Source organism: Pseudomonas sp. B21-010, from assembly GCF_024749325.1.
Classification (GTDB): Bacteria; Pseudomonadota; Gammaproteobacteria; order Pseudomonadales; family Pseudomonadaceae; genus Aquipseudomonas; species Aquipseudomonas kilonensis.
In genome coordinates, this window is record NZ_CP087198.1 from 3,470,071 (window position 1) to 3,495,547 (window position 25,477).

Genomic DNA, 25,477 nt, shown 5'->3' on the forward strand with positions numbered 1-25,477 from the left:
GAATCCAAGATGAAATTTTCCCAGTTCTTCATTTCGCGGCCGATCTTCGCAGCAGTGCTTTCGCTGCTGATCCTGATCGCCGGCGCCATCTCGCTGTTCCAATTACCGATCAGCGAATACCCGGAAGTCGTGCCGCCGACCGTGGTCGTGCGCGCCAACTTCCCGGGCGCCAACCCCAAGGTCATCGGCGAGACCGTGGCCGCGCCCCTGGAGCAAGCCATCACCGGCGTCGAGAACATGCTGTACATGTCCTCGCAATCCACCGCTGACGGCAAGATCACCCTGACCATCACCTTTGCCCTGGGCACCGACCTGGACAACGCCCAGGTGCAGGTGCAGAACCGCGTCACCCGGACCGAGCCCAAGCTGCCGGAAGAAGTGACCCGGATCGGCATCACGGTGGACAAGGCATCGCCCGACCTGACCATGGTCGTGCACTTGACCTCGCCGGACAAACGCTACGACATGCTCTACCTGTCCAACTACGCCCTGCTCAACATCAAGGATGAGCTGGCGCGCCTGGGCGGCGTGGGTGATGTGCAGCTGTTCGGCATGGGTGACTACTCCCTGCGAGTCTGGCTGGATCCGAACAAGACCGCTTCGCGCAACCTGACCGCCACCGACGTGGTCACCGCGATCCGTGAACAGAACCGCCAGGTGGCTGCCGGCGCCCTGGGTGCACCGCCAGCGCCCAATGCCCAGGCTTTTCAGCTCTCGATCAACACCCAGGGTCGCCTGGTGAATGAGGAAGAGTTCGAGAACATCATCATTCGTTCCGGCGCCAACGGCGAGATCACTCGCCTGAAAGACATCGCCCGGGTCGAACTGGGTTCCAGCCAATACGCCCTGCGTTCGCTACTGGACAACCAGCCGGCGGTGGCGATTCCGATCTTCCAGCGTCCGGGCTCCAACGCCATCCAGATCTCCAACGACGTTCGCGAGAAGATGGAAGAGTTGAAGAAGGGCTTCCCGGCCGGGATGGACTACAGCATCGTCTATGACCCGACGATCTTCGTCCGTGGCTCCATCGAGGCAGTGGTACATACCCTGTTCGAAGCACTGATTCTCGTGGTGCTGGTGGTGATCCTGTTCCTGCAGACCTGGCGCGCCTCGATCATTCCGTTGGTGGCGGTGCCGGTTTCGCTGATCGGTACATTCGCGGTAATGCACCTGTTTGGCTTCTCGTTGAATGCCCTCTCGCTGTTCGGCCTGGTACTGGCGATCGGTATCGTGGTGGACGACGCGATCGTGGTGGTGGAGAACGTCGAGCGAAACATCGAACTGGGGCTCACCCCGGTGGAGGCGACCAAGCGCGCCATGGGCGAAGTGACTGGCCCGATCATCGCAACCGCCCTGGTGCTGTGCGCGGTGTTCGTTCCGGCAGCGTTCATCAGTGGCTTGACCGGGCAGTTCTATAAGCAGTTCGCCCTGACCATTGCCATCTCCACGGTGATTTCGGCAGTCAATTCCCTGACCCTGTCGCCGGCCCTGGCTGCCGTATTGCTCAAGGGTCATGACGCGCCCAAGGACCGTTTCTCCAAGTTCCTCGACAAGCTCTTCGGCGGCTGGCTGTTCCGTCCGTTCAACCGCTTCTTCGAGCGCGCCAGCCACGGTTACGTGGGCACCGTCGCCCGAGTGATTCGTAGCAGCGGCATCGCCCTGGTGCTCTATGCGGGCCTGATGGTGTTGACCTTCTTCGGTTTCTCCACCACCCCGACCGGTTTCGTGCCCGGCCAGGACAAGCAATACCTGGTGGCCTTCGCCCAATTGCCGGACGCCGCGAGCCTGGACCGTACCGAAGACGTGATCAAGCGCATGTCGGACCTGGCCCTCAAGCAACCGGGCGTTGAAAGCGCCGTGGCCTTCCCAGGCCTGTCGATCAACGGTTTCACCAACAGCCCGAACGCCGGCATCGTGTTCGTGACCCTCAAGCCTTTCGACGAGCGCAAGGACCCGAGCATGTCGGCCGGTGCCATCGCCGGCGCCTTGAACGGCCAGTTCGCCGGGATCCAGGAAGCCTACATGGCGATCTTCCCGCCGCCGCCGGTACAGGGCCTGGGTACGATCGGTGGTTTCCGCCTGCAAATCGAAGACCGGGGCAACCTGGGCTACGACGAGCTGTACAAAGAAACCATGAACATCATCACCAAGAGCCATAGCGTGCCGGAACTGGCCGGGTTGTTCACCAGCTACACCGTGAACGTGCCCCAGGTCGATGCCGCCATCGACCGTGAAAAAGCCAAGACCCACGGCGTGGCCGTCAGCGACATCTTCGACACCCTGCAGATCTACCTGGGTTCGTTGTATGCCAACGACTTCAACCGCTTCGGCCGTACCTACCAGGTCAACGTCCAGGCCGAGCAGCAGTTCCGTCTCGAGTCAGACCAGATCGGCCAGCTCAAGGTGCGCAACAACCGTGGCGAGATGATCCCGCTGGCGACCTTCATCAAGGTCAGCGATACCTCGGGGCCAGACCGCGTGATGCACTACAACGGCTTCATCACCGCTGAAATCAACGGTGCCGCCGCCCCGGGCTACAGCTCCGGCCAGGCTGAAAAAGCCATCGAGAAACTGCTCAAGGACGAACTGCCCAACGGCATGACGTACGAGTGGACCGACCTGACGTACCAGCAGATCCTCTCGGGCAACACCGCGCTGTTCGTGTTCCCGCTCTGCGTACTGCTGGCGTTCCTGGTGCTCGCGGCACAGTACGAAAGCTGGAGCCTGCCATTGGCGGTGATCCTGATCGTACCGATGACCCTGCTGTCGGCCATTACCGGGGTGATTCTCTCCGGTGGCGACAACAACATCTTTACCCAGATCGGCTTGATCGTACTGGTGGGGCTTGCCTGCAAGAACGCGATCCTCATCGTCGAGTTCGCCAAGGATAAACAGCTCGAAGGCATGAAGCCGCTGGCGGCGGTCCTCGAAGCGTGCCGCCTGCGTCTGCGGCCGATCTTGATGACCTCCTTCGCCTTCATCATGGGCGTGGTGCCCCTGGTGTTCTCCAGCGGTGCTGGTGCGGAAATGCGCCATGCCATGGGTGTGGCGGTGTTCTCCGGGATGCTCGGCGTGACCTTCTTCGGCCTGCTGCTCACCCCTGTGTTCTATGTACTGATCCGCAACTTCGTCGAGCGCAGCGAGGCCCGCAAGGCGGCCCGGGCTTTGAAACTGGAGGCGCAACAATGAGTTTGAAAGCGTTTGTGCCGAGCTTGCTGGTATTGGCCTTGAGTGCCTGCGCCGTGGGCCCGGACTACAAGGCCCCGCAAACGGAGGCGGCGAATATCATCACCGCCACCGACGGCGCCGCCGGCCAGAAGAATTTCGACCGTGCCCGGTTCGAAGGCATCTGGTGGCAGCAGTTCGACGACCCGACCCTTAACGCGTTGGTGACCCGCTCCCTGGAAGGCAACCGCGAGTTGCGCGTAGCCTTCGCCCGTCTGCGGGCCGCCCGGGCGATTCGCGATGACGCCAGCAATGACGCCATGCCGACCATCACCAGCCGTGCCAGCAGCAACCTGGGCAAAGGCCAGATCCCAGGGCAAACCACCGACCGGGTCAATACCGAGCGTTACGACCTGGGCCTGGACATGGCCTGGGAGCTGGACTTGTTCGGACGCATCCAGCGCAACCTGGAAGCCACCGATGCCAATCAGCAGGCGATCGAAGCCGATCTCTATCAGTTGCAGGTGACCATGATCGCCGAACTGGTGGACGCCTACGGTCAATTGCGCGGTGCGCAACTGCGGGAAAAGATCGCCCTGGCGAACCTGAAGAACCAGCAGGATTCGCGCAAGATCACCGAAAGCCTGCGTGATGCCGGCGTCGGCGATCAGCTCGATGTGGTGCGGGCCGATGCCCGCCTGGCCTCGGTGGAAGCCAGCGTGCCGCAGCTGCAGGCCGAACAGGTGCGCCAACGCAATCGCATCGCCACATTGCTGGGCGAGCGTCCGGACAAGCTCAGCGTGGACCTGAGCCCGAAACAGTTGCCAGCCATCGCCAAGGCCCTGCCCATCGGCGACCCGGGTGAACTGCTGCAACGGCGCCCGGACATTCTCAGTGCCGAACGCCAACTGGCCGCTGCCACGGCGCGCATCGGCGTGGCCAAGGCCGACCTGTTCCCACGGGTCAGCCTGAGCGGTTTCCTCGGTTTCACCGCCGGACGTGGCTCGCAGATCGGCTCCTCGGCGGCCAACGCCTGGGCGTTGGGCCCGAGCATTACCTGGGCCGCTTTCGACCTGGGCAGCGTGCGGGCTCGCTTGCGCGGTGCCGACGCCGAGGCGGATGGCGCCCTGGCGACCTACGAGCAGCAAGTACTGCTGGCCCTGGAAGAATCGGAGAACGCCTTCAGTGATTACGGCAAGCGCCAACAACGGTTGATCTCGCTGATCCGCCAGAGTGAATCGAGCCGCGCCGCCGCCGACCTCGCCGAGATTCGCTACCGCGAAGGCACTGTGGATTTCCTCGTGCTGCTCGACGCCCAGCGCGAACGCCTGGCCGCCGAAGACACCCAGGCCCAGGCCGAAGTGGACCTGTACCGCGGCATCGTCGCGATCTACAAGGCCCTGGGCGGCGGCTGGAAACCGGAGACCGTTGCCAGCAACTGATCGCCTTCTCGACCGAGCTCCTTTGGTTGGCCGCAACCAGCCAAATTTTTGCCCCGCGTCTCATTTGGACGCGGGGCTTTTTTTCGGCTGGCGCTAACCTCCACCTCCTCCTGTAGGAGCGCCTGTGGGAGCAAAGCTTGCTCGCGATAGCGGCGGGTCAGTTACGTTGATGCTAAATGAGCCGCCCTCATCGCGGGCAAGCCTTGCTCCCACATTGACTCGGGCAAGCTTACCCTGGGCGCATGAGATGCTTCACAGGGTTTGACTCAAGCCCCCACCTGACCGAAGCTTGCGACATTTCACGCTTCTGGTAATGGATTCCCTGCATGCCCTCGCCTCGCCGCCGCTATCTGCTCCTCAGCCTCTGTGTCCTGTTGGTGATTGGTCTTGTCGCGGTATGGCTGCGCAGCACCACGCCGCAGATCCCCGAAGCGATCAAGCGAGGCTACAGTGAAGCCTTGGGAAGCGCCCGCAACGGGCAGCCAGGAGCGGCGCGGATGCTTTACCAGCAATTGGGGCGTCCGGACCTTTCGCCCAAGCGCCGCGTGTGGCTGCACGCCGAACTGCCCAACTACCCCAGCCCCCAAGCCCTGAAGCTGGCGGATGCGGACCTGCACAGCGAATCGCCGGACGTGCGTCGGGCCGCCATCGGCAGCGTTGTCGGGCTGGTACCGACAGGCCAGCGCAGCCTGTTGCTCGGCCCGCTCCTGGACGATGACGACCAGAACGTCCGGTTCGCCGCCGTGAACGCGCTGCTGGGTTTGTCGCCGGATGATCTCGGCCTGTATTTCGGGGCGATGCAGTTAGCCATCGACACCTGGGAACAGGTGCTCGAGGACGGTCCGAAAACCGCTGAGACCCACTACCAGCTCGCCCGACTGCACCTGCACAACGCCGAACTGAAGAAAGCCCAACTGGCCCTTGAACAGGCCTTGCGCCTGCAACCGGACAACCTGCCAGCGCTGGTCATGCAGATCGAGGTGCTGGACAAACAGGGCCAAAGCGAAGCCGCACGATTATTGCTCGCCCGACAGTTGCAAACCCAGCCAGCGTCGGCTTATCTGCAACATGCGCTGGGCATGTGGCTGCTGCAACACGGCCAGAACGAGTATGCGGTGCTCGGCTTGGCAAAAGCGGTGGAACTGGAGCCCGAGAACCGCCATTACCGCTATGACCTGGCGACCACCCTGCATGCCGAGCAGGAAGTGGAAGCGGCGCAGAAACAGCTGCAGGAAATCGTCCAGCGCTACCCCGCCGACCGCAAGGCTCGGGTGCTGCTGATCAACTATTGGAAGGAGACCGGCCAGTTGCAGAATGTTCAAATCCTGCTGGCGCAACTTGAACAGTTGAACCCCGACGACCCGGCGCTGCAACAGGGTCTGTAGGAGCTGCCGAAGGCTCGGGCCGCGTTCGGACGATCTTTTGATCTTAATCTTTCACTTGCGACTCAATTGTCCGGGACAAGATCGCAGCCTCGCTTCGCTCGACAGCTCCTACAAAGTTGTGCAATACACCGCGTTTTATCGATGTAAGCGGAACCGCCATCACCGCCAAAGGTCAAGTGTTCAGGCAGTTGAATTCAGGCGTTACCCCGCCTGCTGCCCACTTCCCTAGTCATGAGAGGGCTATTTTTGTCTACATCTAACGAGTTGATCAGTGCAAAAGCCGCCACCGGCATCGAAGGACTGGACGATGTCCTTTCCGGTGGTTTGTCCCGCGGCCATGTGTTCCTGCTTGAGGGGGAACCGGGGACTGGTAAGACCACGGTCGCGCTGCATTTTCTGTTGGCCGGCGCCAAGGCTGGCGAGCGCTCGTTGTACATCACGCTATCGGAAACCGAGCGTGAACTGCGTCAGGGCGCAACCTCCCACGGGTGGACGCTGGACGACAACATTCATATTTTCGAACTGACCCCGCCCGAAAGCCTGCTCAATGCCGAGCACCAGCAGAGCCTGCTGTACTCCTCGGACCTGGAGCTGGGCGAGGCGACCCGGCAGATCTTCGAAGTGGTCGAACGGGTCAAGCCGACCCGGGTGGTGCTCGACAGCCTGTCGGAGATTCGCCTGCTGGCGCAAAGCTCCTTGCGCTATCGTCGCCAGATCCTCGCGATCAAGCACTACTTCGTGCGTTACGACGCCACGGTCCTGTTGCTCGACGACCTGACCACCGAGTCCCTCGACAAGACGGTCCACAGTGTCGCCCACGGGGTGATTCGCCTGGAAGAACTGACCCCCAACTATGGCGCCGAACGGCGGCGTATCCGGGTGGTCAAGTATCGCGGGCAGAAATACCGCGGCGGTTACCATGACTTCACCATCATGGGCGACGGCGTACACGTCTTCCCACGCCTGGTGGCCGCCGAACACCGAGGCCAATACCTGCGCCAGCAACTCTCCAGCGGCATCGGCGAACTGGACGCGCTGCTGGGTGGCGGTATCGAGACCGGCTCCAGTACGTTGATCCTGGGCCCGGCGGGGACCGGCAAGTCGCTGATCTCGCTGATTTTTGCTGCAGCCGCCGTACATCGTGGCGAGAAGGCCGCGCTGTTCATCTTCGATGAAGAACTGGGCTTGCTGTTCGAACGCATGAAAAACATCGGCATCGACCTGCAGGCCCTGCAAGAGACCGGCAACCTGCTGATCGAACAAGTGGACGCCGCCGAGCTGTCCCCTGGCGAGTTCTCCCACCGCGTGCGCCGTTGTGTCGATGAGGGCGATATCAAGACCGTAGTCATCGACAGCATCAATGGCTATCAGGCGGCCATGCCGGAAGAGAACGCCCTGGTCCTGCACATGCATGAATTGTTGCTCTACCTCAACCGCAAGGGCGCGGCGACCTTCATGACTGTTGCACAGCACGGTCTGGTCGGCGACATGCAGGCGCCCGTGGACATTACTTACCTGGCTGACACGGTGATTCTTTTGCGTTATTTCGAAGCACTGGGCAAGGTGCGCCGGGCGATTTCCATCATCAAGAAACGCACCGGCAGCCATGAGTCGACCATCCGCGAATATCGCATCAGCGGCTTGGGCATGACCATCGGCGAGCCGCTCGAGGCGTTCCAAGGCGTCCTGCGAGGGGTGCCCACTTACATGGGCGAGAGCAACCCGCTGCTCGGGGATGAACACCGGTGACGCTGGCCGAGCCCCTGTCCGAGCGGGCGCTGATCCTCGCGCCGCTGGGACGGGACAGCCAGATCGCCTTGATGATCCTCAATGAAGCCGGTTTCGCCGGCCTCATTTGCCGTCATCTGGGCCATTTGTGCGAAGAATTGGAAAAAGGCGCCGGCCTGCTGGTGATTTCCTCGGAAGCCCTGGTGGGGCCCGATCTGGAAGCGCTGTTCCTGCACATCGAACAGCAGCCGGCCTGGTCTGACCTGCCCATTGTCTTGCTGACCCATCACGGCGGCCCGGAACAGAACCCGGCGGCGCGTATCGGTACGCAACTGGGCAACGTGACCTTCCTCGAGCGCCCTTTCCACCCAGTGACCCTGATCAGCCTGGTGACCACCGCCCTGCGCGGCCGTCGAAGGCAGTACGAAGCCCGCGACCGCCTGATCGACCTGAGCAACAGCGAACTGCGCCTGCAAACCACCCTTGAAACCCTCGAGCAGCAGGTGGAAGAACGCACCGCCCAGTTGCGCCATAACGAAGAAGCCCTGCGCCAGTCGCAGAAAATGGAAGCGGTCGGCCAACTCACCGGCGGTATCGCCCATGACTTCAACAATATGCTCACCGGGATCATCGGCAGCCTCGAACTGCTGCGTCGGCGCCTGGCCCGGGGCCGCACCGAGGACCTGGACAGCCTCATCGACCTGGGCGTGACCTCGGCCAACCGCGCCGCCGGCCTGACCCATCGCCTGCTGGCTTTTTCCCGTCGGCAATCACTGGACTCCAAGGCCGTCCAGATGAATACGCTGGTGCTGTCCATGGGCGAGTTGCTGCAACGCAGCCTCAACGAAAGCATCCGCCTGGACATGCAGCTGGACGAGCAGCTCTGGGTCGCCGAAGCCGACCCCAACCAACTGGAGAGCGCCCTGCTCAACCTGGTCCTCAACGCCCGGGATGCCATGCCCAATGGCGGGAACCTGGTGGTAAAGACCTGCAACCAGCACCTGGACGCCGATTTTACCGACGCCTACACCAACCTGGCACCCGGCGACTATGTGGTGCTGAGCGTGCAGGACAGCGGTTGCGGCATGCCCGAAGCGATCATCGGTCGTGCGTTCGATCCGTTCTTCACCACCAAGCCAATCGGCCAGGGCACGGGGCTGGGCCTGTCGATGATCTATGGGTTCAGCAAGCAATCGCGCGGGCATGTGACCATCGACAGCGAAGTCGACAAAGGCACCACTGTGAACCTTTACCTGCCGCGCTTTCGCGGTGAGCAAATACACGAACCCCAGGTCACCACCCCACACGCACCGTATGCGCAGGACGGTGAGACCGTGCTGATCGTCGAGGACGATCCAGCGGTGCGAGTGCTGGTGAGCGCGGTGTTGAGCGAACTGGGCTATGCCTTCGTGGAAGCGGCCGACGCCAACGGCGCAGTCCCAATCCTCCAGTCAGGCCAACGCATCGACCTGCTGATCAGCGACGTGGGCCTGCCCGGCATGAATGGCCGGCAACTGGCGGAAATCGGCCGGCAGATCCGTCCGGATTTGCGGGTATTGTTCATCACCGGCTACGCGGAACATGCAGCGGTACGCGGCGGTTTCCTGGACCCGGGGATGCAGATGATCACCAAGCCGTTCACGTTTGATTTGTTGACGGCCAAGGTGCGGGAGATGATCACGGTTCCTTGATTCAGTGAGAAGGTCCTTAACTCTGTGGGAAGATCCTTGATTCTGTGGGAGCAAAGCTTGCTCGCGATGAAGTCACCTCGGTTTCAGAAAGACCGAGCAGCCCTCATCGCGGGCAAGCCTTGCTCCCACAAAAGCCTTGCCCAATCCAAACAATACTTTTGAAACCTACGACAACATCGACTGCATGATGCTCTGCAGCTCATCCAGGTCGAACGGCTTGTCCAGGATCGGCGCCTTGCGGGTAATGGGGCTGTCAGTGTCGCGCACTTCCTGCGCGTAGCCACTGATGAAAATGACCTTCAGCTCTGGACGCAACTTGACCGCAGGCTCGGCGATCTGCACCCCGGAGATACCACCCGGCAGGCGGAAATCGGTAATCATCATGTCCAGATGAGGCTTGCTCGCCAGGATCTCGAACGCCTGGGCACCGTTTTCGGCCTGTAGCACCCGGTATCCCTCGCCCGACAGGTAGGCCGACAACACCATCAGGATCGATGGGTCATCCTCGACGATCAATACAACATCTTGCGCATCTTCACTCATGAGAAGCCTTTGTTCGATCAATAGCTGCTGATACGACCTTGGGGTCTCGCAGAGGTTGCGTCTGTTCGGCGGTTTTGTCCAAGACAGTTTTCTGCAAAGGCAGGCAAACACGAAACAAGGCCCCTTCATTGAGGCGACTGTTGACCGTGATTGTCCCGCCATGGGCCGCGACAATCTGCTCGGAAATGAACAGCCCCAGCCCGAGGCCAGCAGCGGCCGCCTTGGACGATACGCGCTCGAATTGCTGGAAGATACGTTTCTGGTTTTCCTCGCTGATACCGATGCCATGATCCTGGACCTCGATACAGGCGTGGTCGGGCGTCTTGTAGACGCGCACCTCGATCGGGCCCTTGCCACCGTAGCGCAACGCATTGGTCAACAAGTTCGAGATCACCTGCTCGATACGAAACTCATCCCAAAGCCCTTCCACCGAGGGTTCGGCCAAGCAGGTCAACGAGCATTCGGCGACGGCGATCTGCGGCTGGAAATTGCGCAGCAGGTTTTCCACCAATGCTGTCAGGTTGAAACGGGTTGGACGGATCGACAGTTTGCCGGTGCGAATCCGCGAGACATCCAGCATGTCCTCGATCAGCCGGATCAGGCTCTTGATCTGCCGCTCGTCGCGCTCGACCATCGCCCGCACCTTGTCCAGGCTGAAGGCTGCGGCGTTGTCCCGGGCCAGGTGCATCTTGCGCAGTTGTGTTTCGAGAATGAGGCCATTGAGGGGCGTGCGCACCTCGTGGGCGACGATGGACATGAAATCGTCACGCATGCGCACAGCCTGCTCCAGCTCGCCACGGGTGGCCTCCAGTTGCTGCAACAGAACCTCCTGCTCGCGGCGACTCTGCTCAAGGGCTACGACCTGCTCCTTCATGGCCTTTCGTTGACGGTACAACTCGACGAACACATTGACCTTGCTTTTGACCGCCTGGGTGTCCAGCGGCTTGTGCAGGAAGTCCACCGCACCGTTTTCATAACCGGTGAAGGCATAATTGCGTTCACGACCTGCGGCACTGACGAAAATGATCGGGATGCTGCGGGTCTTCTCCGTGCCGCGCATCAGCTCGGCCAGTTGGAAACCGTTCATTTCCGGCATCTGCACATCGATGATGGCCAGGGCAAAGTCGTGTTGCAGCAGCAGGGACAACGCTTCGTCCGCCGACAGGGCCTTGAAGACCTCGCGGTCGCCCCCCTTGATCAACGCTTCCAGGGCCAACAGATTCTCAGGCAGATCATCGACGATCAGCAGTTTGGCTTGAATATCTCTTGGCATGTGGTTCATTCCAGCCCGGCCAGCAATTGGCCGATGCCTTGCAAAGTAAGGATATGGTCGGGCTCGTGCAGGGCCAGCGCCGCTTCGGGCATGGTCGAGACCTGGGCTTCATCGGGGTCCTGGACCACCGTGATCCCGCCCAGCGCCCTGACCTTCGCCAAGCCACAGGCGCCATCGTTGTTGGCGCCGGTCAGCACCACGGCCAGCAGTTTCTGGCCATAGACATCGGCGGCCGATTCAAACAACACATCGATGGACGGCCGCGAATGATGCACCGGTTCCTCCAGGCTCAACGACAGGCTACGGTCTGCCTCGACCGACAAGTGATAGCCAGGCGTGGCGACATACAAGGTTCCCGGCACGATGTCTTGCTTGTCCCGGGCTTCCTCCACCGGCACCGCCAGACGATGTCCGAAGACACGGGCCAGCTGGCTTTCGCGCTCGTCCGGCAAATGCAATACCACCAGGATGGGCACGCCAAAGCCTTTGCGCAGGTGTCCGAAGACCCTGAGCAACGCTTCGACGCCACCGGCCGATGCACCGACGACAATGGCCTCGATGGGCGGGTTGGATCTGTCCTTCGTCTGGTTCATAACTTGCGATAGATCCGTTCCTGTTTGACCAACGGCTCGAATCGATGGCCGTAAGCCGAGAAATCCAACGTCTCCTTACTGCCCAATACCAGGAAACCACGGTGACAAAGGGACTCATGAAACAATCCAAACGCCCGATCCTGCAGTTTTTTATTGAAATATATCAATACATTACGACAGGAAATTAACTGAGTTTCTGAAAAGACACTGTCGGTCGCCAGGCTGTGATCGGCAAAGGTCACGTTCTCGCACAGGGTTTTGTCGAACATCGCATAATCGTAGGCGGCGGTATAGTAATCGGCAAACGAGCGCCGGCCTCCGGCGGCCTGGTAGTTCTGGGTATAGGTGCGCACGTTCTCCAGGGAAAAAATCCCCTGCTTGGCTTTTTCCAACGAGCGCGGGTTGATATCGGTGGCATAGATGAGCGTGCGGTCCAACAGGCCTTCTTCGCGCAGCAGGATTGCCATGGAGTAGACCTCCTCCCCCGTGCTGCAACCGGCGATCCAGATCTTGATCGACGGATACGTCCTGAGCAGCGGCACGATTTCCTCGCGAATGGCCAGGAAATGTGAGGGATCGCGAAACATCTCGCTGACCGGGATCGTCAGCAGTTGCAGCAACTGCATGAACGCCCCCGGGTCATGCAGCACACGCTCTTGCAAGGCCGAAATGGTCTTGCACTCGAACTGGCTCAGCGCATGGTGGACCCGGCGCTTGATGGATGCACCGGAATAATCGCGAAAATCGTAGCTGTACTTGAGGTAGATCGCTTCGATCAACAAACGAAGTTCAATGTCGGTGTCACGTTCCACTAAATTCTTTCCATATTCGGCAACCACACGCGAATCAGCGAGAACAGACGATCCAGATCGATCGGTTTGGCCAGGTAGTCGTTGGAACCCGCCGCCAGGCAGCGTTCCTGATCATCCTTCATGGCCTTGGCCGTCACGGCAATAATGGGCAGCTTGCGCCAGCGCGGGTCCTTGCGGATCAGCGCGGTGGCTTCGAAACCGTCCATCTCCGGCATCATTACATCCATCAGCACCAGGTCGATGTCGTCGAATTCGTTCAGGCGATCGATCGCCTCGAAGCCGTTACGGCCAATGACAACGATCGCCCCCTTCGCCTCCAGGGCGCTGGTCAGGGCAAAGATGTTGCGCACATCGTCGTCCACCAGCAGCACCTTGCGGCCTTCAAACACCTTGTCGCGGCTGCGGGCGGTCTTGAGCATCCGCTGCCGTTCATGGGACAACCGGGATTCGACTTTGTGCAGAAAGAGTGTCACCTCGTCCAGCAGGCGCTCTGGCGAACGGGCGCCCTTGATGATGATCGAGCGCGAATACTTGCGCAGTTCGGCCTCTTCGTCGCGTGTCAGGTTGCGCCCGGTGTAGACGATCACCGGCGGGAAGGAACAGATGTCTTCGCTGGACATGCGCTTGAGCAGGTCATTGCCGAGCATGTCCGGTAACTTGAGGTCGATGATCATGCAGTCGTAGACGTTGGTCCGCAGCAGGTCCAGGGCTTGCTGGGCCAGGCCAACGGCGGTGATCTCGATGTCATCGTCGCCGATCAGCCGGGTAATGCTGTCACGCTGCAGGTCATCGTCCTCCACCAGCAGCACCCGCTTGACCTTCTGGGTCAGCTTGGCCTCCAGGCGGGCGAACACATCCTTGAGTTCTTCGCGGGTGGTCGGCTTGACGGCATAGCCGATGGCGCCCATGTGCATGGCGGCTTCGACGCGGTCTTCGACGGAAATCACGTGCACCGGGATGTGCCGGGTGTCGGCCTGCTCCTTGAGCCGCTGCAACACCGTCAGCCCGGAATGGTCCGGCAGGCGCATGTCCAGCAGGATCGCGTCGGGGGCCAGTTGCGAAGCCAGGTCGAAGCCTTCATCGGCACCGTGGGCCACCAGGCACTGGTACCCGAGTTCATGGGCCAGGTCGAACAGGATCCGGGCGAACTTGGGCTCGTCCTCGATCACCAGGATGCACCGGGTGTCGAACGGCGCCTTGTCGCGGTCGTCGGCAAAGCGGGCAATCGGTGTCTCCACTTCAGCGATCAGCGGTGCCGGTGCGGCTGTTGGCGCAGCCGGCGCTGGCGCGGTGGCCGTGGGGGTGAATGTCATCGGTTCTATCGGCGAGTCCCCGGGCTCGACATAACGCTCAGGCATTACCAGCGTAAACACGCTGCCCTGCCCCGGCTCGCTGGAAACGCAGATCGAGCCGCCCAGCAACGTGGCCAGGTCCCGGGAAATCGACAAGCCCAGGCCGGTGCCACCGTAACGACGATTGGTCGTGCCATCGGCCTGGCGGAATGCTTCGAAGATGCTTTGCTGCTGATCGGCGGCGATGCCAATCCCGGAGTCGCGCACCATGAACGCGATGCCCGAGCCCGGCTGCCCGGCCACCGACAGGCTGACGGTGCCTTGCTCGGTGAACTTCACGGCATTGGACAGCAGGTTCTTGATCACCTGCTCCAGGCGCTGGCGATCGGTGTAGAGCATCGCCGGCGCATCGGGCAATACCTGGACCTCGAACCCCAGGCCCTTGTCGGCCGCCAACGGCTCGAACATGTCCCGCAGGCCTTCCACCAGACGCTGCACGCTGGTGTTTTCCGGGCGCACTTCCAGCTTTCCGGCCTCGACCTTGGAGATGTCGAGAATATCGTTGATCAGGTTCAGCAGGTCGTTGCCGGCGGAGTAGATCGACTCGGCAAACTTGACCTGTTCCTCGCTGAGGTTCTGCTGCGGGTTTTCCGCCAGCAGCTTGGACAGGATCAGCGAGCTGTTGAGCGGCGTACGCAGCTCGTGGGACATGTTGGCCAGGAACTCGGATTTGTACTTGCTCGAACGCTGCAGCTCTTCGGCGCGCTCCTGCAACTGGATCTGGGCCAGGTTCAGTTCGTTGTTCTTCTGGTCCATGGCGTCGCGCTGATCGGCCAATTGCTCGTTGGTCTGCTCCAGTTCCTGCTGCTGGGCTTCCAGGTGGGCCTGGGATTCCTTGAGAATGCGCGATTGCTCTTCCAATTCTTCATTGGCGGTCTTGAGCTCTTCCTGCTGCACTTGCAGTTCTTCGTTCAACTGCTGGGTTTCGGCCAGCACCTCCTGCAAGCGCTGGCGATAACGCGCGGCCTCGATGGAGGTGCCGATATTGCCGGAAATCAGCTCCAGCAGCTCAATGTCGCGCTCGGTCAATGGCCGCAGGAAGCCCAACTCGATGACACCGTTGATCCGGTCATCGTCACTGGTGGGCGCCACCAGCACGCTGTTGGGCAGCCCTTGCCCCAAGCCGGAGCTGACTTTCAGGTAATCGTCCGGTACGTCATCCAACCGGATGAGACGCCCCTGTCGGACGGCTTGGCCAGCGATACCTTCACCGTCGACGATCACCTGCTGCTGCGCGTCATCCTCCCGGGACAAGCCATAACTGGCGACGCGCTTGAGCACGCCATTTTCTTCCCGCACATAGAGCGCAGCGACCGCCACACCCAGGTACTTTGCACAGAACTGCAAGATGTTGCGGCCCAACAGGTTCAGGGACAACTGCCCCAGGACCTGCTCGGCCAACTGCGTCTGGCCATTGCGCAGCCAAGCCTGCTTCTCCAGGTGCAAGGCGCTGCGTTGCTGGACCTTCAGGCTGGCGCCGTAGCTCTCGGACAAGCTCAACAGATCCCGGCGGCCGACGTAGGCCAGCAACCCACTGACTGCGGCGACGAACAGCAGGTACAGGCCAATGCTCCAGACGGTGGTGGTGCGCACGTCCTGGCTACGCGCCGCACGCAGTTGCTGCTCGGTATCGACGATTTCCTCGAAGGTTTGGCGGATCTCGTCCGTCAAGCGCTTGCCGCGCCCGGACCTCGCCGCACTCCGGTAATCCCCGCTGCTGCGTTGCAGGTCGATCATGCTCTGGGCGTACGTGGACCATTCCGTCTGGATCGCTTGTATCTTGTGCAGCCGGTCGGTCTGGACGGGGTTGTCGGCTGTCAATTCCAGCAGTGTATCCAACGCGACGGCGATCCGCGGCTTGGCCACTTCATAGGGCTCGAGAAAGTGCTCGTCACCGTTCAACAGGTAGCCACGCATGCCGGTTTCCAGGTCCACGCTCAGCTTGAGCGCCTCATTGGCATTATTGATCACCCGGTCGGTATGCCCGACCCACTGGATCACCGACAGCAGGTACGTGACAAGGATGATAAAAAACACCGCGCTGAGGGCGCCCATGCCCAGCGGCAGGCTGATATTGCGGCTCAGGAGCTTGCGAAAACTTTGCTCGTCGACCGAAGACGAAGGAGTCATGGAAAGGGCCTTGGTGGACAGTTGAAAACCATGGAGTTTGCCCGAAAAACGGCGCTTGGATCCACATTATCTGACGAGTCAAAGGCGCAACTCCCGCGACGATCTACCTTGTAGCAAGGAAGCGACTATCCTTGTCAGCTCTTGTACTATAGATCCTTTCTTGTACAACCTTGGGAACTTGTGCCGCCTCGGAGCTTACTCATGAAAGAGGCTTTTTTTTCGAGTCTCCCTCCCGCTCCCTTCTTCGAGAATGTCTACTATGTCCACCCCTCCTCCTCCTGCCACCCAGTCCACTATCCTGGTCGTCGAAGACGATGACATTGTGCGGATGTTGATCGTCGACGTGCTGGAGGAGCTGGAATACCAAGTGCTGGAGGCGGACGGTTGTGAACAGGCGCTGGCGTTTTTGCGCAACGACGCGCAGCCCATCGCACTGATGATGACCGACGTCGGCCTGCCGGTCATGGACGGGCGCGAATTGGCGAAACAGGCCCGAGCCGTGCGGCCACAGCTGCCTGTACTGTTTGCCAGTGGTTACGCCGAAAGTATCGATGTGCCAGAAGGCATGTCGGTGATCGGCAAGCCTTTCTCCATCGATCAGCTGCGAGACAAGGTCAAACGCATTCTTTCTTGAGCCGGATCGTATTCTTGGTCACTATCGGCGCCCCGCGCGCCGACAGCGCCTGATCCGCCTCGAGGAACCCCCTGCTCATGCATCACCCCACCGCCACCAAGGTCCTGGTTATCGGCTATGTCTGGCCCGAGCCGCGCTCATCGGCTGCCAGCGGGCATGTCATGCAGATCCTCGACACCTTCCTCGGGCAAGGCTGGGATATCACCTTCAGCAGTCCGGCGGGCCCCGGCGAACAGCGCGCCGACCTGGTCGCGCTGGGTATCCGCGAAGTGCCGATCGAACTCAATAGCAGCAGCTTCGACGCCTTCATCAGCGAGTTGGCGCCGGACATCGTGCTGTTCGACCAATTCATGATGGAAGAACAGTTCGGCTGGCGGGTCGAGAAGCACTGCCCCGGCGCCCTGCGGGTGCTGGAGACGTCAGACTTGCAGAGCCTGCGCCACGCCCGGCACCAGCGCTTGAAGGACCGCCTGAAGCACGATGAGGCTGGCGAGGATTTCAGCGACCTCTTCGCCCCGGCCCTGGGCGAGGAGTTCCAGCGGATGGCCGACACCGACCTGGCCAAACGGGAAATCGCTGCACTGTACCGCTGCGACCTCAACCTGATGGTGTCCGAGGTTGAAATCGAACTGTTGGTGGAACATTTCAAGTTGCCCCGCAACCTGTTGCACTGGTGCCCGTTGATGCTGGACCTGCCCGGCGAACCGTCGGCGCCGTTCGAGGACCGGGCGCATTTCCTGAGCATCGGCAACTTTCGCCACGCACCGAACTGGGACGCCGTGCTCTGGATGAAAAACGCCATCTGGCCACTGATCCGCCAACAATTACCCGGCGCGCAGCTGCACCTGTACGGTGCCTACACCCCGCCCAAGGCCGCCGCGTTGCATAACCCGGCCCAGGGTTTTCACATCATGAACTGGGCGGAGGACGCCTTGCAGGTGATGTCGGCGGCACGTATCTGCCTGGCGCCGCTGCGTTTCGGCGCCGGCATCAAGGGCAAGCTGATCGATGCCATGCTCTGCGGCACACCCAACGTCACCACGCCCGTGGGAGCCGAAGCCATGCACGGCGACATGCCCTGGCCCGGCGCGATTGCCCAGAGCGCCGAAGGCATCGCCGACGCGGCAGTGCAGTTGTATCGCGACCAGGCGCGCTGGACCCAGGCCCAGGATGCTGGCCTCGCCCTGCTGGCGAGCCGCTACCGGCAACAGGTGCACGGCCCGGCGCTGATCGACAGCATCAACGCTTGCCGGGCGGACCTGGCGCAACGACGCCGGGACAACTTCACCGGCAGCATGCTGCGTCACCACCAGCACAAAAGCACCCAATACATGTCCCAGTGGATCGAAGAAAAAAACCGCAACGGTTAGACGTCAGAGTGGCAGCCGCCTGGCGAAGGGGGCATTATCCAACGGCGATAACAATAAAAGCGCCAGGCCCATGACCCGAACAGCCAGAATCACCGACCCCTCCTACGAGTTGATGGACGACCATAACGGGTTGTCCATCATCTACCGTCAGCACGGTTTTCCCTGCCCGCTGGTGCGCTGGCATTTCCACAAGGAATACGAGCTGCACTTGATCGTCGCCAGTTCCGGCAAAGTGTTCATCGGCGACTACATCGGCAACTTCTATCCCCAGTCGCTGTTCCTCACCGGCCCCAACCTGCCCCATAACTGGATCAGCCAGGTGGCCGAGGACGAAGTGGTGCACAAGCGCGACATGCTGGTGAACTTCACCGACGAGTTGTTCGAAAGCGGCCACCAGGTATTCGCCGAACTCAAGACGGTCGCACCGCTGCTCGAGCGTGCCCAATACGGCATCGAGTTCCGCTGCAAGCGCACTATCCGCCAGGCCATGACACTGATGCAGCGCATCGCCGATTCCCAAGGCATGAGCCGCCTGGGGCATTTTTTCATCCTGATGGAGCTGCTGGCCGCCACGGATGACTACCAACTGCTTTCCGGCGCGACCTCTGCGCAAGCGGCGGACGAACACAGTGTCGATCGTACCAACCGCGCGGTGGACTACATCTTTGCCCACTACGCCCGGGAACTGTCCCTGGAAGAAGTGGCCGAGCACCTGGGCATGAAACCCACCTATTTCAGCCGGGTGTTCAAACAGGCCACCGGTCGCTGCTTCATCGAATTCGTCAATCGCCTGCGCATCAGCAAATCCTGCGAGTTGCTGGCCGACGGTGATAAACCGGTGACGGACGTGTGCTTTGAATCGGGTTTCAACAACATTTCCAATTTCAACCGGCGGTTCCAGCAACTCAAGGGCATGACCCCATCCCACTACCGGCGGCTGGCGGTGCAGCGGTTGACCGAGCAGAACCTGGGCTGACCCCCTCCCCACAAATGATTCCCCCCTCAAGAATTTTCTGCAGTGCAAAAAAGTATCAGCACAAGTGCGACGGATGATTTGTCACGCCGTCCATTGAGGGCTGTAATCAGCGCACATTCTTCCCTTCATCCGGAAGACACAAAAACAATAACTGTCCTTCTGCAGCCTTCGGGCGCGGAAAAGGAGTGCGCGATGAAACCTTCGGTAAAAGCTCTGCTTGTCTCCACCTGCATGACCCTCAGCAGCGTCAGCTTTGGCGCCCAGACCCTCACTATTGCCACGGTCAACAACAGCGACATGATCCGCATGCAAAAGCTCTCGAAAACCTTCGAGGCCGAGCACCCGGACATCAAGCTCAACTGGGTGGTGCTCGAAGAAAACGTCCTGCGCCAGCGCCTGACCACCGACATCGCCACCCAGGGCGGACAGTTCGACGTGCTGACCATTGGCATGTACGAAGCTGCACTCTGGGGCGCCAAGGGCTGGCTGGAGCCAATGAAGGACCTGCCGGCCTCCTACGACCTGGACGACGTTTTCCCTTCCGTGCGCGATGGCTTGTCGGTCAAAGGCTCGCTGTATGCCCTGCCGTTCTATGCCGAAAGCTCGATCACCTATTACCGCACGGACCTGTTCAAGAACGCCGGGCTGACCATGCCCGAACACCCGACCTGGACCCAGATCGGTGAGTTCGCCGAAAAACTCACCGACAAATCCAAGGAACAATATGGCCTGTGCCTGCGGGGCAAGGCGGGTTGGGGCGAAAACATGGCGCTCATCACCACCCTGGCCAACGGTTATGGCGCGCGCTGGTTCGATGAGAAGTGGCAGCCGCAATTCAATGGGCCAGAGTGGAAAGACGCACTCAATTTCTATGTCGACAACATGAAGAAATCCGGCCCGCCGGGTGCCTCCAGCAACGGCTTCAACGAAAACCTGGCGCTGTTCAACAGCGGCAAATGCGCGATCTGGGTGGATGCCAGCGTCGCCGGTTCGTTCGTCACCGACAAGACCCAGAGCAAGGTGGCCGATCACGTCGGATTCACCTTCGCCCCCCACGAAAAAACCGACAAGGGCACTTCGTGGATGTACTCCTGGTCCCTGGCCATCCCGACCAGCTCCAAAGCCAAGGACGCGGCCACGGTCTTTACCACCTGGGCGACGTCCAAGGAATACAGCCAATTGGTCGCCAAGACCGACGGCATTGCCAACGTACCGCCAGGCACCCGCACCTCGACCTACAGCGACGAGTACATGAAGGCCGCGCCGTTTGCCAAGGTGACCCTGGAGTCGTTGAAAGTCGCCGACCCGAAAGCGCCAACCCTCAAGCCTGTGCCCTATATCGGCATCCAGTTGGTGACCATTCCCGAGTTCCAGGCCATTGGCACCCAGGTGGGCAAGTTCTTTTCCGGCGCGCTGACCGGCCAGCAGACCGTGGACCAGGCGTTGACCGCCGCGCAGTCCACCACCGAACGCGAGATGAAACGCGCTGGGTATCCCAAGTAGTCAGCTCATTGAGGCCCGCTCCCGATTCCTGTGGGAGCGAGCTTGCTCGCGATGAGGGCCTTACAGCCCCTATCGCGGGTGGCTGACACGACGCTATCGCGAGCAAGCTCGCTCCCACAGTGGATCTTCATAGGCCCGCAAAAATCGGTTCAATGCCATGAATAGCTCAACAACAACTGCCAAAGCCTCCATCGAGATTGCCCCGCCGGCACGCAAGATCCGCCTGGCGAACCCCGGTTGGTTCCTGGTCAGTCCTTCAGTGGCCTTGTTGCTGCTGTGGATGATCGTGCCGCTGGGCATGACCGTCTACTTCTCGCTGATCCGCTACAACCTGCTCTACCCCGGCGAAAACGAATTCGTCGGGCTGGAGAACTTCACCTACTTCCTGACCGACTCGGGTTTCATGCCCGGTGCCACCAACACCTTGTTGCTGGTGGGCAGCGTACTGCTGATCAGTATCGTGCTGGGGGTGTTGATCAGCGCGCTGCTGGAGGCCAGTGAGTTTTTTGGTCGCGGCATCGTCCGTGTGCTGCTGATCTCGCCGTTCTTCATCATGCCCACCGTCGGCGCGCTGATCTGGAAGAACCTGATCTTCCACCCGGTCTCGGGCATCCTTGCCTCGGTGTGGAAACTGTTCGGCGCCCAGCCAGTGGACTGGCTCGCCCACTATCCGCTGCTGTCGATCATCATCATCGTGAGTTGGCAATGGCTGCCCTTCGCGATCCTGATCCTGATGACCGCCATGCAGTCGCTGGACCAGGAACAGAAAGAAGCCGCGCGCCTGGACGGTGCCGGCCCGATCGCGATTTTCTGGCACCTGACCTTGCCGCACCTGGCCCGCCCGATTGCCGTGGTGCTGATGATCGAGACGATCTTCCTGCTGTCGGTGTTCGCCGAGATCTTTACCACCACCAACGGTGGCCCCGGCTACGCCTCCACCAACCTTGCCTACCTGATCTACAACCAGGCACTGGTGCAGTTCGACGTCGGCATGGCTTCGGCCGGTGGCCTGATTGCCGTGGTCATTGCCAACATCGCCGCCATCATCCTGGTCCGGATGATCGGTAAAAACCTCACCGACAAGAACTGAGGCCGTCGCCATGACTCTTCAACAATCCCGTCGCCTGCAAAGCCTGCTGCTGGGCACGCTGGCCTGGGCCATCGCGATCCTGATCTTCTTCCCGATCTTCTGGATGGTGCTGACCAGCTTCAAGACCGAAATCGATGCGTTCGCCACGCCGCCGCAGTTCATCTTCGCGCCCACGCTGGAGAACTACCTGCACATCAATGAGCGCAGCAACTACTTCAGCTTCGCCTGGAATTCGGTGGTGATTTCCTTCAGCGCCACCGCCCTGTGCCTGCTGATTGCGGTGCCGGCGGCCTACTCCATGGCGTTCTATGAAACCCAGCGCACCAAAGGCACGTTGCTGTGGATGCTCTCCACCAAGATGCTGCCGCCAGTGGGCGTGCTGATGCCGATCTACCTGCTGGCCAAGCAATTTGGCCTGCTGGACACGCGTCTCGCGCTGATCGTCATCTACACGTTGATCAACCTGCCCATCGTGGTCTGGATGATTTACACCTACTTCAAGGACATTCCCCGCGACATCCTCGAGGCTGCACGCCTCGATGGTGCCACGCTGTGGCAGGAAATGGTCCGCGTGCTGCTGCCGATTGCCAAGGGCGGCCTGGCCTCCACTGTGCTGCTGTCACTGATCCTGTGCTGGAACGAGGCCTTCTGGTCGCTGAACCTCACCTCCTCCAAAGCCGCACCACTGACGGCGTTGATTGCCTCCTATTCCAGCCCGGAAGGTTTGTTCTGGGCCAAATTGTCGGCCGTCTCGACCCTGGCCTGCGCGCCGATCCTGATTTTCGGCTGGATCAGCCAGAAACAGCTGGTGCGCGGTTTGTCCTTCGGCGCGGTGAAATGAACCGTCAAAAGATCGCAGGCTTCGCCAGCTCCTACACACAGCTCACAGCCCTCGCGATCCCTGTAGGAGCTGTCGAGTGCAACGAGGCTGCGATCTTTCCCAGCCAACTGAATAAATGACAAGTGGAGGCCCATCATCATGGCCAACCTGAAAATCAAGAATTTGCAAAAGGGTTTCGAAGGCTTCTCCATCATCAAGGGCATCGACCTTGAGGTGAACGACCGCGAGTTCGTGGTCTTCGTCGGCCCGTCGGGCTGTGGCAAGTCCACGCTGCTGCGGCTGATCGCCGGCCTTGAAGAAGTCAGCGACGGCACCATCGAACTGGATGGCCGGGACATTACCGAAGTCAGCCCGGCCAAGCGCGACCTGGCGATGGTGTTCCAGACCTACGCCTTGTACCCGCACATGAGCGTGCGCAAGAACATGTCCTTCGCCCTGGACCTGGCCGGCGTACCCAAAACCGAGGTCGAGAAGAAGGTCAACGAAGCGGCACGCATCCTTGAACTGGGGCCGATGCTCGAGCGCAAGCCCAAGCAACTGTCTGGCGGCCAGCGCCAGCGTGTAGCGATCGGCCGGGCCATCGTGCGTAACCCGAAAATCTTCCTGTTCGACGAGCCGCTGTCCAACCTCGACGCCGCCCTGCGGGTGCAGATGCGCCTGGAGCTGGCACGCCTGCACAAAGAGTTGCAGGCGACCATGATCTACGTGACTCACGACCAGGTCGAAGCCATGACCCTGGCCGACAAGGTGGTGGTGCTCAATGGCGGGCGCATCGAACAGGTCGGTTCACCGCTGGAGCTGTACCACCAGCCGGCCAACCTGTTTGTCGCCGGCTTCCTCGGCACGCCGAAAATGGGCTTTCTCAAAGGCAAGGTTACCGGCCTGGACAGTCAGGGCTGTGAAGTGCTGCTGGACGCCGGCACGCGTATCAGCCTGCCCTTGAGCGGTGCCAACCTGAGCGTCGGCGGCGCGGTGACCCTGGGGATTCGCCCGGAACACCTGAACTTGGCGCAACCGGGTGATTGCACGCTGCAAGTCACCGCCGACGTCAGCGAGCGGCTGGGCAGCGACACCTTCTGTCACGTCGTCACGGCCTCCGGCGAAGCCTTGACCATGCGCGTTCGGGGCGACCTGGCGAGCCGTTTCGGCGAGCAACTGAGCCTGCACCTGGACGCTGAACACTGCCACTTATTCGATGCCGAGGGCGTTGCGGTAACCCGCGCGCTGCGCGCCGCCGCCTGATTGCCGAGACCTGCGATGAAACTCAACCGACAAAACCTGCACAACCTCAAGCCTGACGTCGCCCTGCCCGCCTACCCTTTGGGCGACATCCGCCAGGGCATCGCCCACATCGGCGTTGGCGGTTTCCACCGAGCTCACCAGGCCTACTACACCGATGCGCTGATGAATACCGGCGCCGACCTGGACTGGGCCATCTGCGGCGTGGGCCTGCGGGCCGAGGATCGCCGTGCCCGGGATGACCTGGCCGGCCAGGACTACCTGTTCACCCTGTACGAACTGGGTGACACCGATGACACCGAAGTCCGGGTGATCGGCGCGATCAATGACATGCTGCTGGCTGAAGATGGCGCCCAGGCGCTGATCGACAAACTGGCCGATCCGCAGATCCGCATCGTCTCGCTGACCATCACCGAAGGCGGCTATTGCATCGACGACAGCAACGGCGAGTTCATGGCCCACCTGCCGCAGATCCAGCACGACCTGGCCCATCCCGAGGAGCCGAAAACCGTCTTCGGCTTCCTCTGCGCCGCCCTGGCCAAGCGCCGCGCGGCCGGCACCCCGGCGTTCACCCTGATGTCCTGCGATAACCTGCCCCATAACGGCGCCGTGACTCGCAAGGCATTGCTGGCCTTCGCCGCGCTGCGCGACGCGGAGCTGGGGCAGTGGATCGAGCGCAATGTCAGTTTCCCCAATGCCATGGTCGATCGCATCACGCCCATGACCAGCGTGGCCCATCGCTTGCAACTGCATGACGAACATGGCATCGACGACGCTTGGCCGGTGGTCTGCGAACCGTTCGTGCAATGGGTCCTGGAAGACAAGTTCGTCAACGGTCGCCCGGCCTGGGAAAAGGTCGGCGTGCAGTTCACCGATGACGTCACACCTTATGAAGAGATGAAAATCAAGCTGCTCAACGGCAGCCACCTGGCGTTGACCTACCTGGGCTTTCTCAAGGGTTATCGCTTCGTCCACGAGACCATGAACGACCCGCTGTTCGTACGTTACATGCGCGCCTACATGGACCTCGACGTGACGCCGCAACTGGCGCCGGTGCCGGGCATCGACCTGACCGACTACAAGAACACCCTGGTGGCGCGTTTTTCCAACCAGGCGATTGCCGACCAGTTGGAACGGGTCTGTTCGGACGGCTCGTCGAAGTTTCCAAAATTCACTGTGCCGACCATTAACCGCTTGATCGCCGACGGTGGCGAAACCCGTCGCGCGGCGCTGGTGGTGGCCGCCTGGGCCGTGTACCTGAAGGGCGTGGACGAGAATGGCGTGACGTATTCAATCCCGGACCCACGGGCAGCATTCTGCCAGGCACTGGTGGCTGACGATGCGCTGGTGACCCAGCGGGTGCTGGAGGTGGAAGAAATCTTTGGCACCGCCATTCCCCGCTCGCCGGAGTTCGTGGCAGCATTCCAATGGTGTTGCAACAGCTTGCGCGAGCACGGGGTAACGCGAACGCTTGAGCGGATACTGGCTGACTTGAACTAAGCTCGACGCGATCTGCTCTTGTGGCGTGGGAGCTTGCTCCCGCTGGGTTGCGTCCGTAAGAGCTGTGTAGGAGCTGTCGAGTGCAACGAGGCTGCGATCTTTCCCCTGACACTTGAATCTCAAGCGAAAGATCAAAAGATCGCAGGCTTCGCCAGCTCCTACAGAGCCCAGCGGGAGCAAGCTCCCTCGCCACGGGCTGTGTGTTTTCTG

General features: G+C 61.0%; 18 protein-coding genes. 13 read left to right on the top strand and 5 right to left on the bottom strand.

Annotation, left to right across the window (positions count from 1 at the left end; translation table 11 throughout):
* Positions 1–9 precede the first annotated feature (9 nt).
* The 5 genes from LOY50_RS15150 (at position 10) to LOY50_RS15170 (ending at position 9,411) form a co-directional block, all read left to right on the top strand.
* Positions 10–3,189, top strand: coding sequence for an efflux RND transporter permease subunit (locus LOY50_RS15150; RefSeq protein ID WP_253475167.1), 3,180 nt, complete (start codon positions 10–12; stop codon positions 3,187–3,189).
* The gene (locus LOY50_RS15155; RefSeq protein ID WP_258688193.1) at positions 3,186–4,607 is read left to right on the top strand and encodes an efflux transporter outer membrane subunit; all 1,422 of its coding nucleotides are present in this window, start codon (positions 3,186–3,188) and stop codon (positions 4,605–4,607) included. Before LOY50_RS15150 ends, LOY50_RS15155 begins: the two co-directional genes overlap by 4 nt.
* Before the next feature lie 326 nt (positions 4,608–4,933).
* Positions 4,934–5,992, top strand: coding sequence for a lipopolysaccharide assembly protein LapB (locus tag LOY50_RS15160; protein WP_214510263.1), 1,059 nt, complete (start codon positions 4,934–4,936; stop codon positions 5,990–5,992).
* A gap of 246 nt (positions 5,993–6,238) precedes the next feature.
* Complete coding sequence (locus LOY50_RS15165; RefSeq protein WP_024618349.1) at positions 6,239–7,741, top strand: ATPase domain-containing protein; 1,503 nt, start codon at positions 6,239–6,241, stop codon at positions 7,739–7,741.
* Entirely contained in the window at positions 7,738–9,411 is a 1,674-nt protein-coding gene (locus LOY50_RS15170) for a response regulator (protein ID WP_258688195.1), read from the top strand. The genes LOY50_RS15165 and LOY50_RS15170 overlap by 4 nt, the downstream gene beginning before the upstream one ends.
* A gap of 165 nt (positions 9,412–9,576) precedes the next feature.
* Here LOY50_RS15170 and LOY50_RS15175 read toward each other — a convergent pair whose 3' ends face one another.
* The 5 genes from LOY50_RS15175 to LOY50_RS15195 are packed head-to-tail and all read right to left on the bottom strand — an operon-like array spanning position 9,577 to position 16,114.
* Positions 9,577–9,954 carry a response regulator gene (locus LOY50_RS15175; RefSeq protein WP_014338183.1) on the bottom strand — a complete coding sequence of 126 codons (378 nt, stop codon included), beginning with the start codon at positions 9,952–9,954 and terminating at the stop codon, positions 9,577–9,579.
* On the bottom strand, positions 9,947–11,227 hold the full coding sequence (locus LOY50_RS15180) for a hybrid sensor histidine kinase/response regulator (RefSeq protein WP_253475173.1): 1,281 nt from the start codon (positions 11,225–11,227) through the stop codon (positions 9,947–9,949). Before LOY50_RS15180 ends, LOY50_RS15175 begins: the two co-directional genes overlap by 8 nt.
* Before the next feature lie 5 nt (positions 11,228–11,232).
* Entirely contained in the window at positions 11,233–11,820 is a 588-nt protein-coding gene (locus tag LOY50_RS15185) for a chemotaxis protein CheB (protein WP_253475176.1), read from the bottom strand.
* Positions 11,817–12,632: a protein-glutamate O-methyltransferase CheR gene (locus LOY50_RS15190; protein ID WP_253475179.1), complete on the bottom strand. Its 816-nt coding sequence runs from the start codon at positions 12,630–12,632 to the stop codon at positions 11,817–11,819. Before LOY50_RS15190 ends, LOY50_RS15185 begins: the two co-directional genes overlap by 4 nt.
* Positions 12,632–16,114 (bottom strand): response regulator, encoded by a 3,483-nt coding sequence (locus LOY50_RS15195; protein ID WP_258688200.1) that lies wholly within the window; start codon positions 16,112–16,114, stop codon positions 12,632–12,634. Before LOY50_RS15195 ends, LOY50_RS15190 begins: the two co-directional genes overlap by 1 nt.
* Positions 16,115–16,373: 259 nt before the next feature.
* Between LOY50_RS15195 and LOY50_RS15200 the strand changes: the two genes are divergently transcribed.
* The 8 genes from LOY50_RS15200 to LOY50_RS15235 all read left to right on the top strand — a co-directional run bounded on the left by LOY50_RS15200 (position 16,374) and on the right by LOY50_RS15235 (position 25,267).
* Complete coding sequence (locus LOY50_RS15200) at positions 16,374–16,748, top strand: response regulator (RefSeq protein WP_253475184.1); 375 nt, start codon at positions 16,374–16,376, stop codon at positions 16,746–16,748.
* Positions 16,749–16,825: 77 nt separating this feature from the next.
* Entirely contained in the window at positions 16,826–18,118 is a 1,293-nt protein-coding gene (locus tag LOY50_RS15205) for a glycosyltransferase (RefSeq protein ID WP_258688202.1), read from the top strand.
* Positions 18,119–18,188: 70 nt separating this feature from the next.
* Positions 18,189–19,094 (top strand): AraC family transcriptional regulator, encoded by a 906-nt coding sequence (locus tag LOY50_RS15210; protein WP_253475190.1) that lies wholly within the window; start codon positions 18,189–18,191, stop codon positions 19,092–19,094.
* A gap of 192 nt (positions 19,095–19,286) precedes the next feature.
* The gene (locus LOY50_RS15215) at positions 19,287–20,597 is read left to right on the top strand and encodes a sugar ABC transporter substrate-binding protein (RefSeq protein WP_253475193.1); all 1,311 of its coding nucleotides are present in this window, start codon (positions 19,287–19,289) and stop codon (positions 20,595–20,597) included.
* Between the two features lie 157 nt (positions 20,598–20,754).
* Positions 20,755–21,687 (top strand): carbohydrate ABC transporter permease, encoded by a 933-nt coding sequence (locus LOY50_RS15220; RefSeq protein ID WP_258688203.1) that lies wholly within the window; start codon positions 20,755–20,757, stop codon positions 21,685–21,687.
* A 10-nt stretch (positions 21,688–21,697) separates the two neighbouring features.
* On the top strand, positions 21,698–22,528 hold the full coding sequence (locus LOY50_RS15225) for a carbohydrate ABC transporter permease (protein WP_214510254.1): 831 nt from the start codon (positions 21,698–21,700) through the stop codon (positions 22,526–22,528).
* Positions 22,529–22,666: 138 nt separating this feature from the next.
* Positions 22,667–23,770, top strand: a complete 1,104-nt coding sequence (locus LOY50_RS15230; RefSeq protein ID WP_258688206.1) for an ABC transporter ATP-binding protein — start codon at positions 22,667–22,669, stop codon at positions 23,768–23,770.
* A gap of 15 nt (positions 23,771–23,785) precedes the next feature.
* Positions 23,786–25,267 (top strand): mannitol dehydrogenase family protein, encoded by a 1,482-nt coding sequence (locus LOY50_RS15235; protein WP_258688207.1) that lies wholly within the window; start codon positions 23,786–23,788, stop codon positions 25,265–25,267.
* Positions 25,268–25,477: the final 210 nt, after the last annotated feature.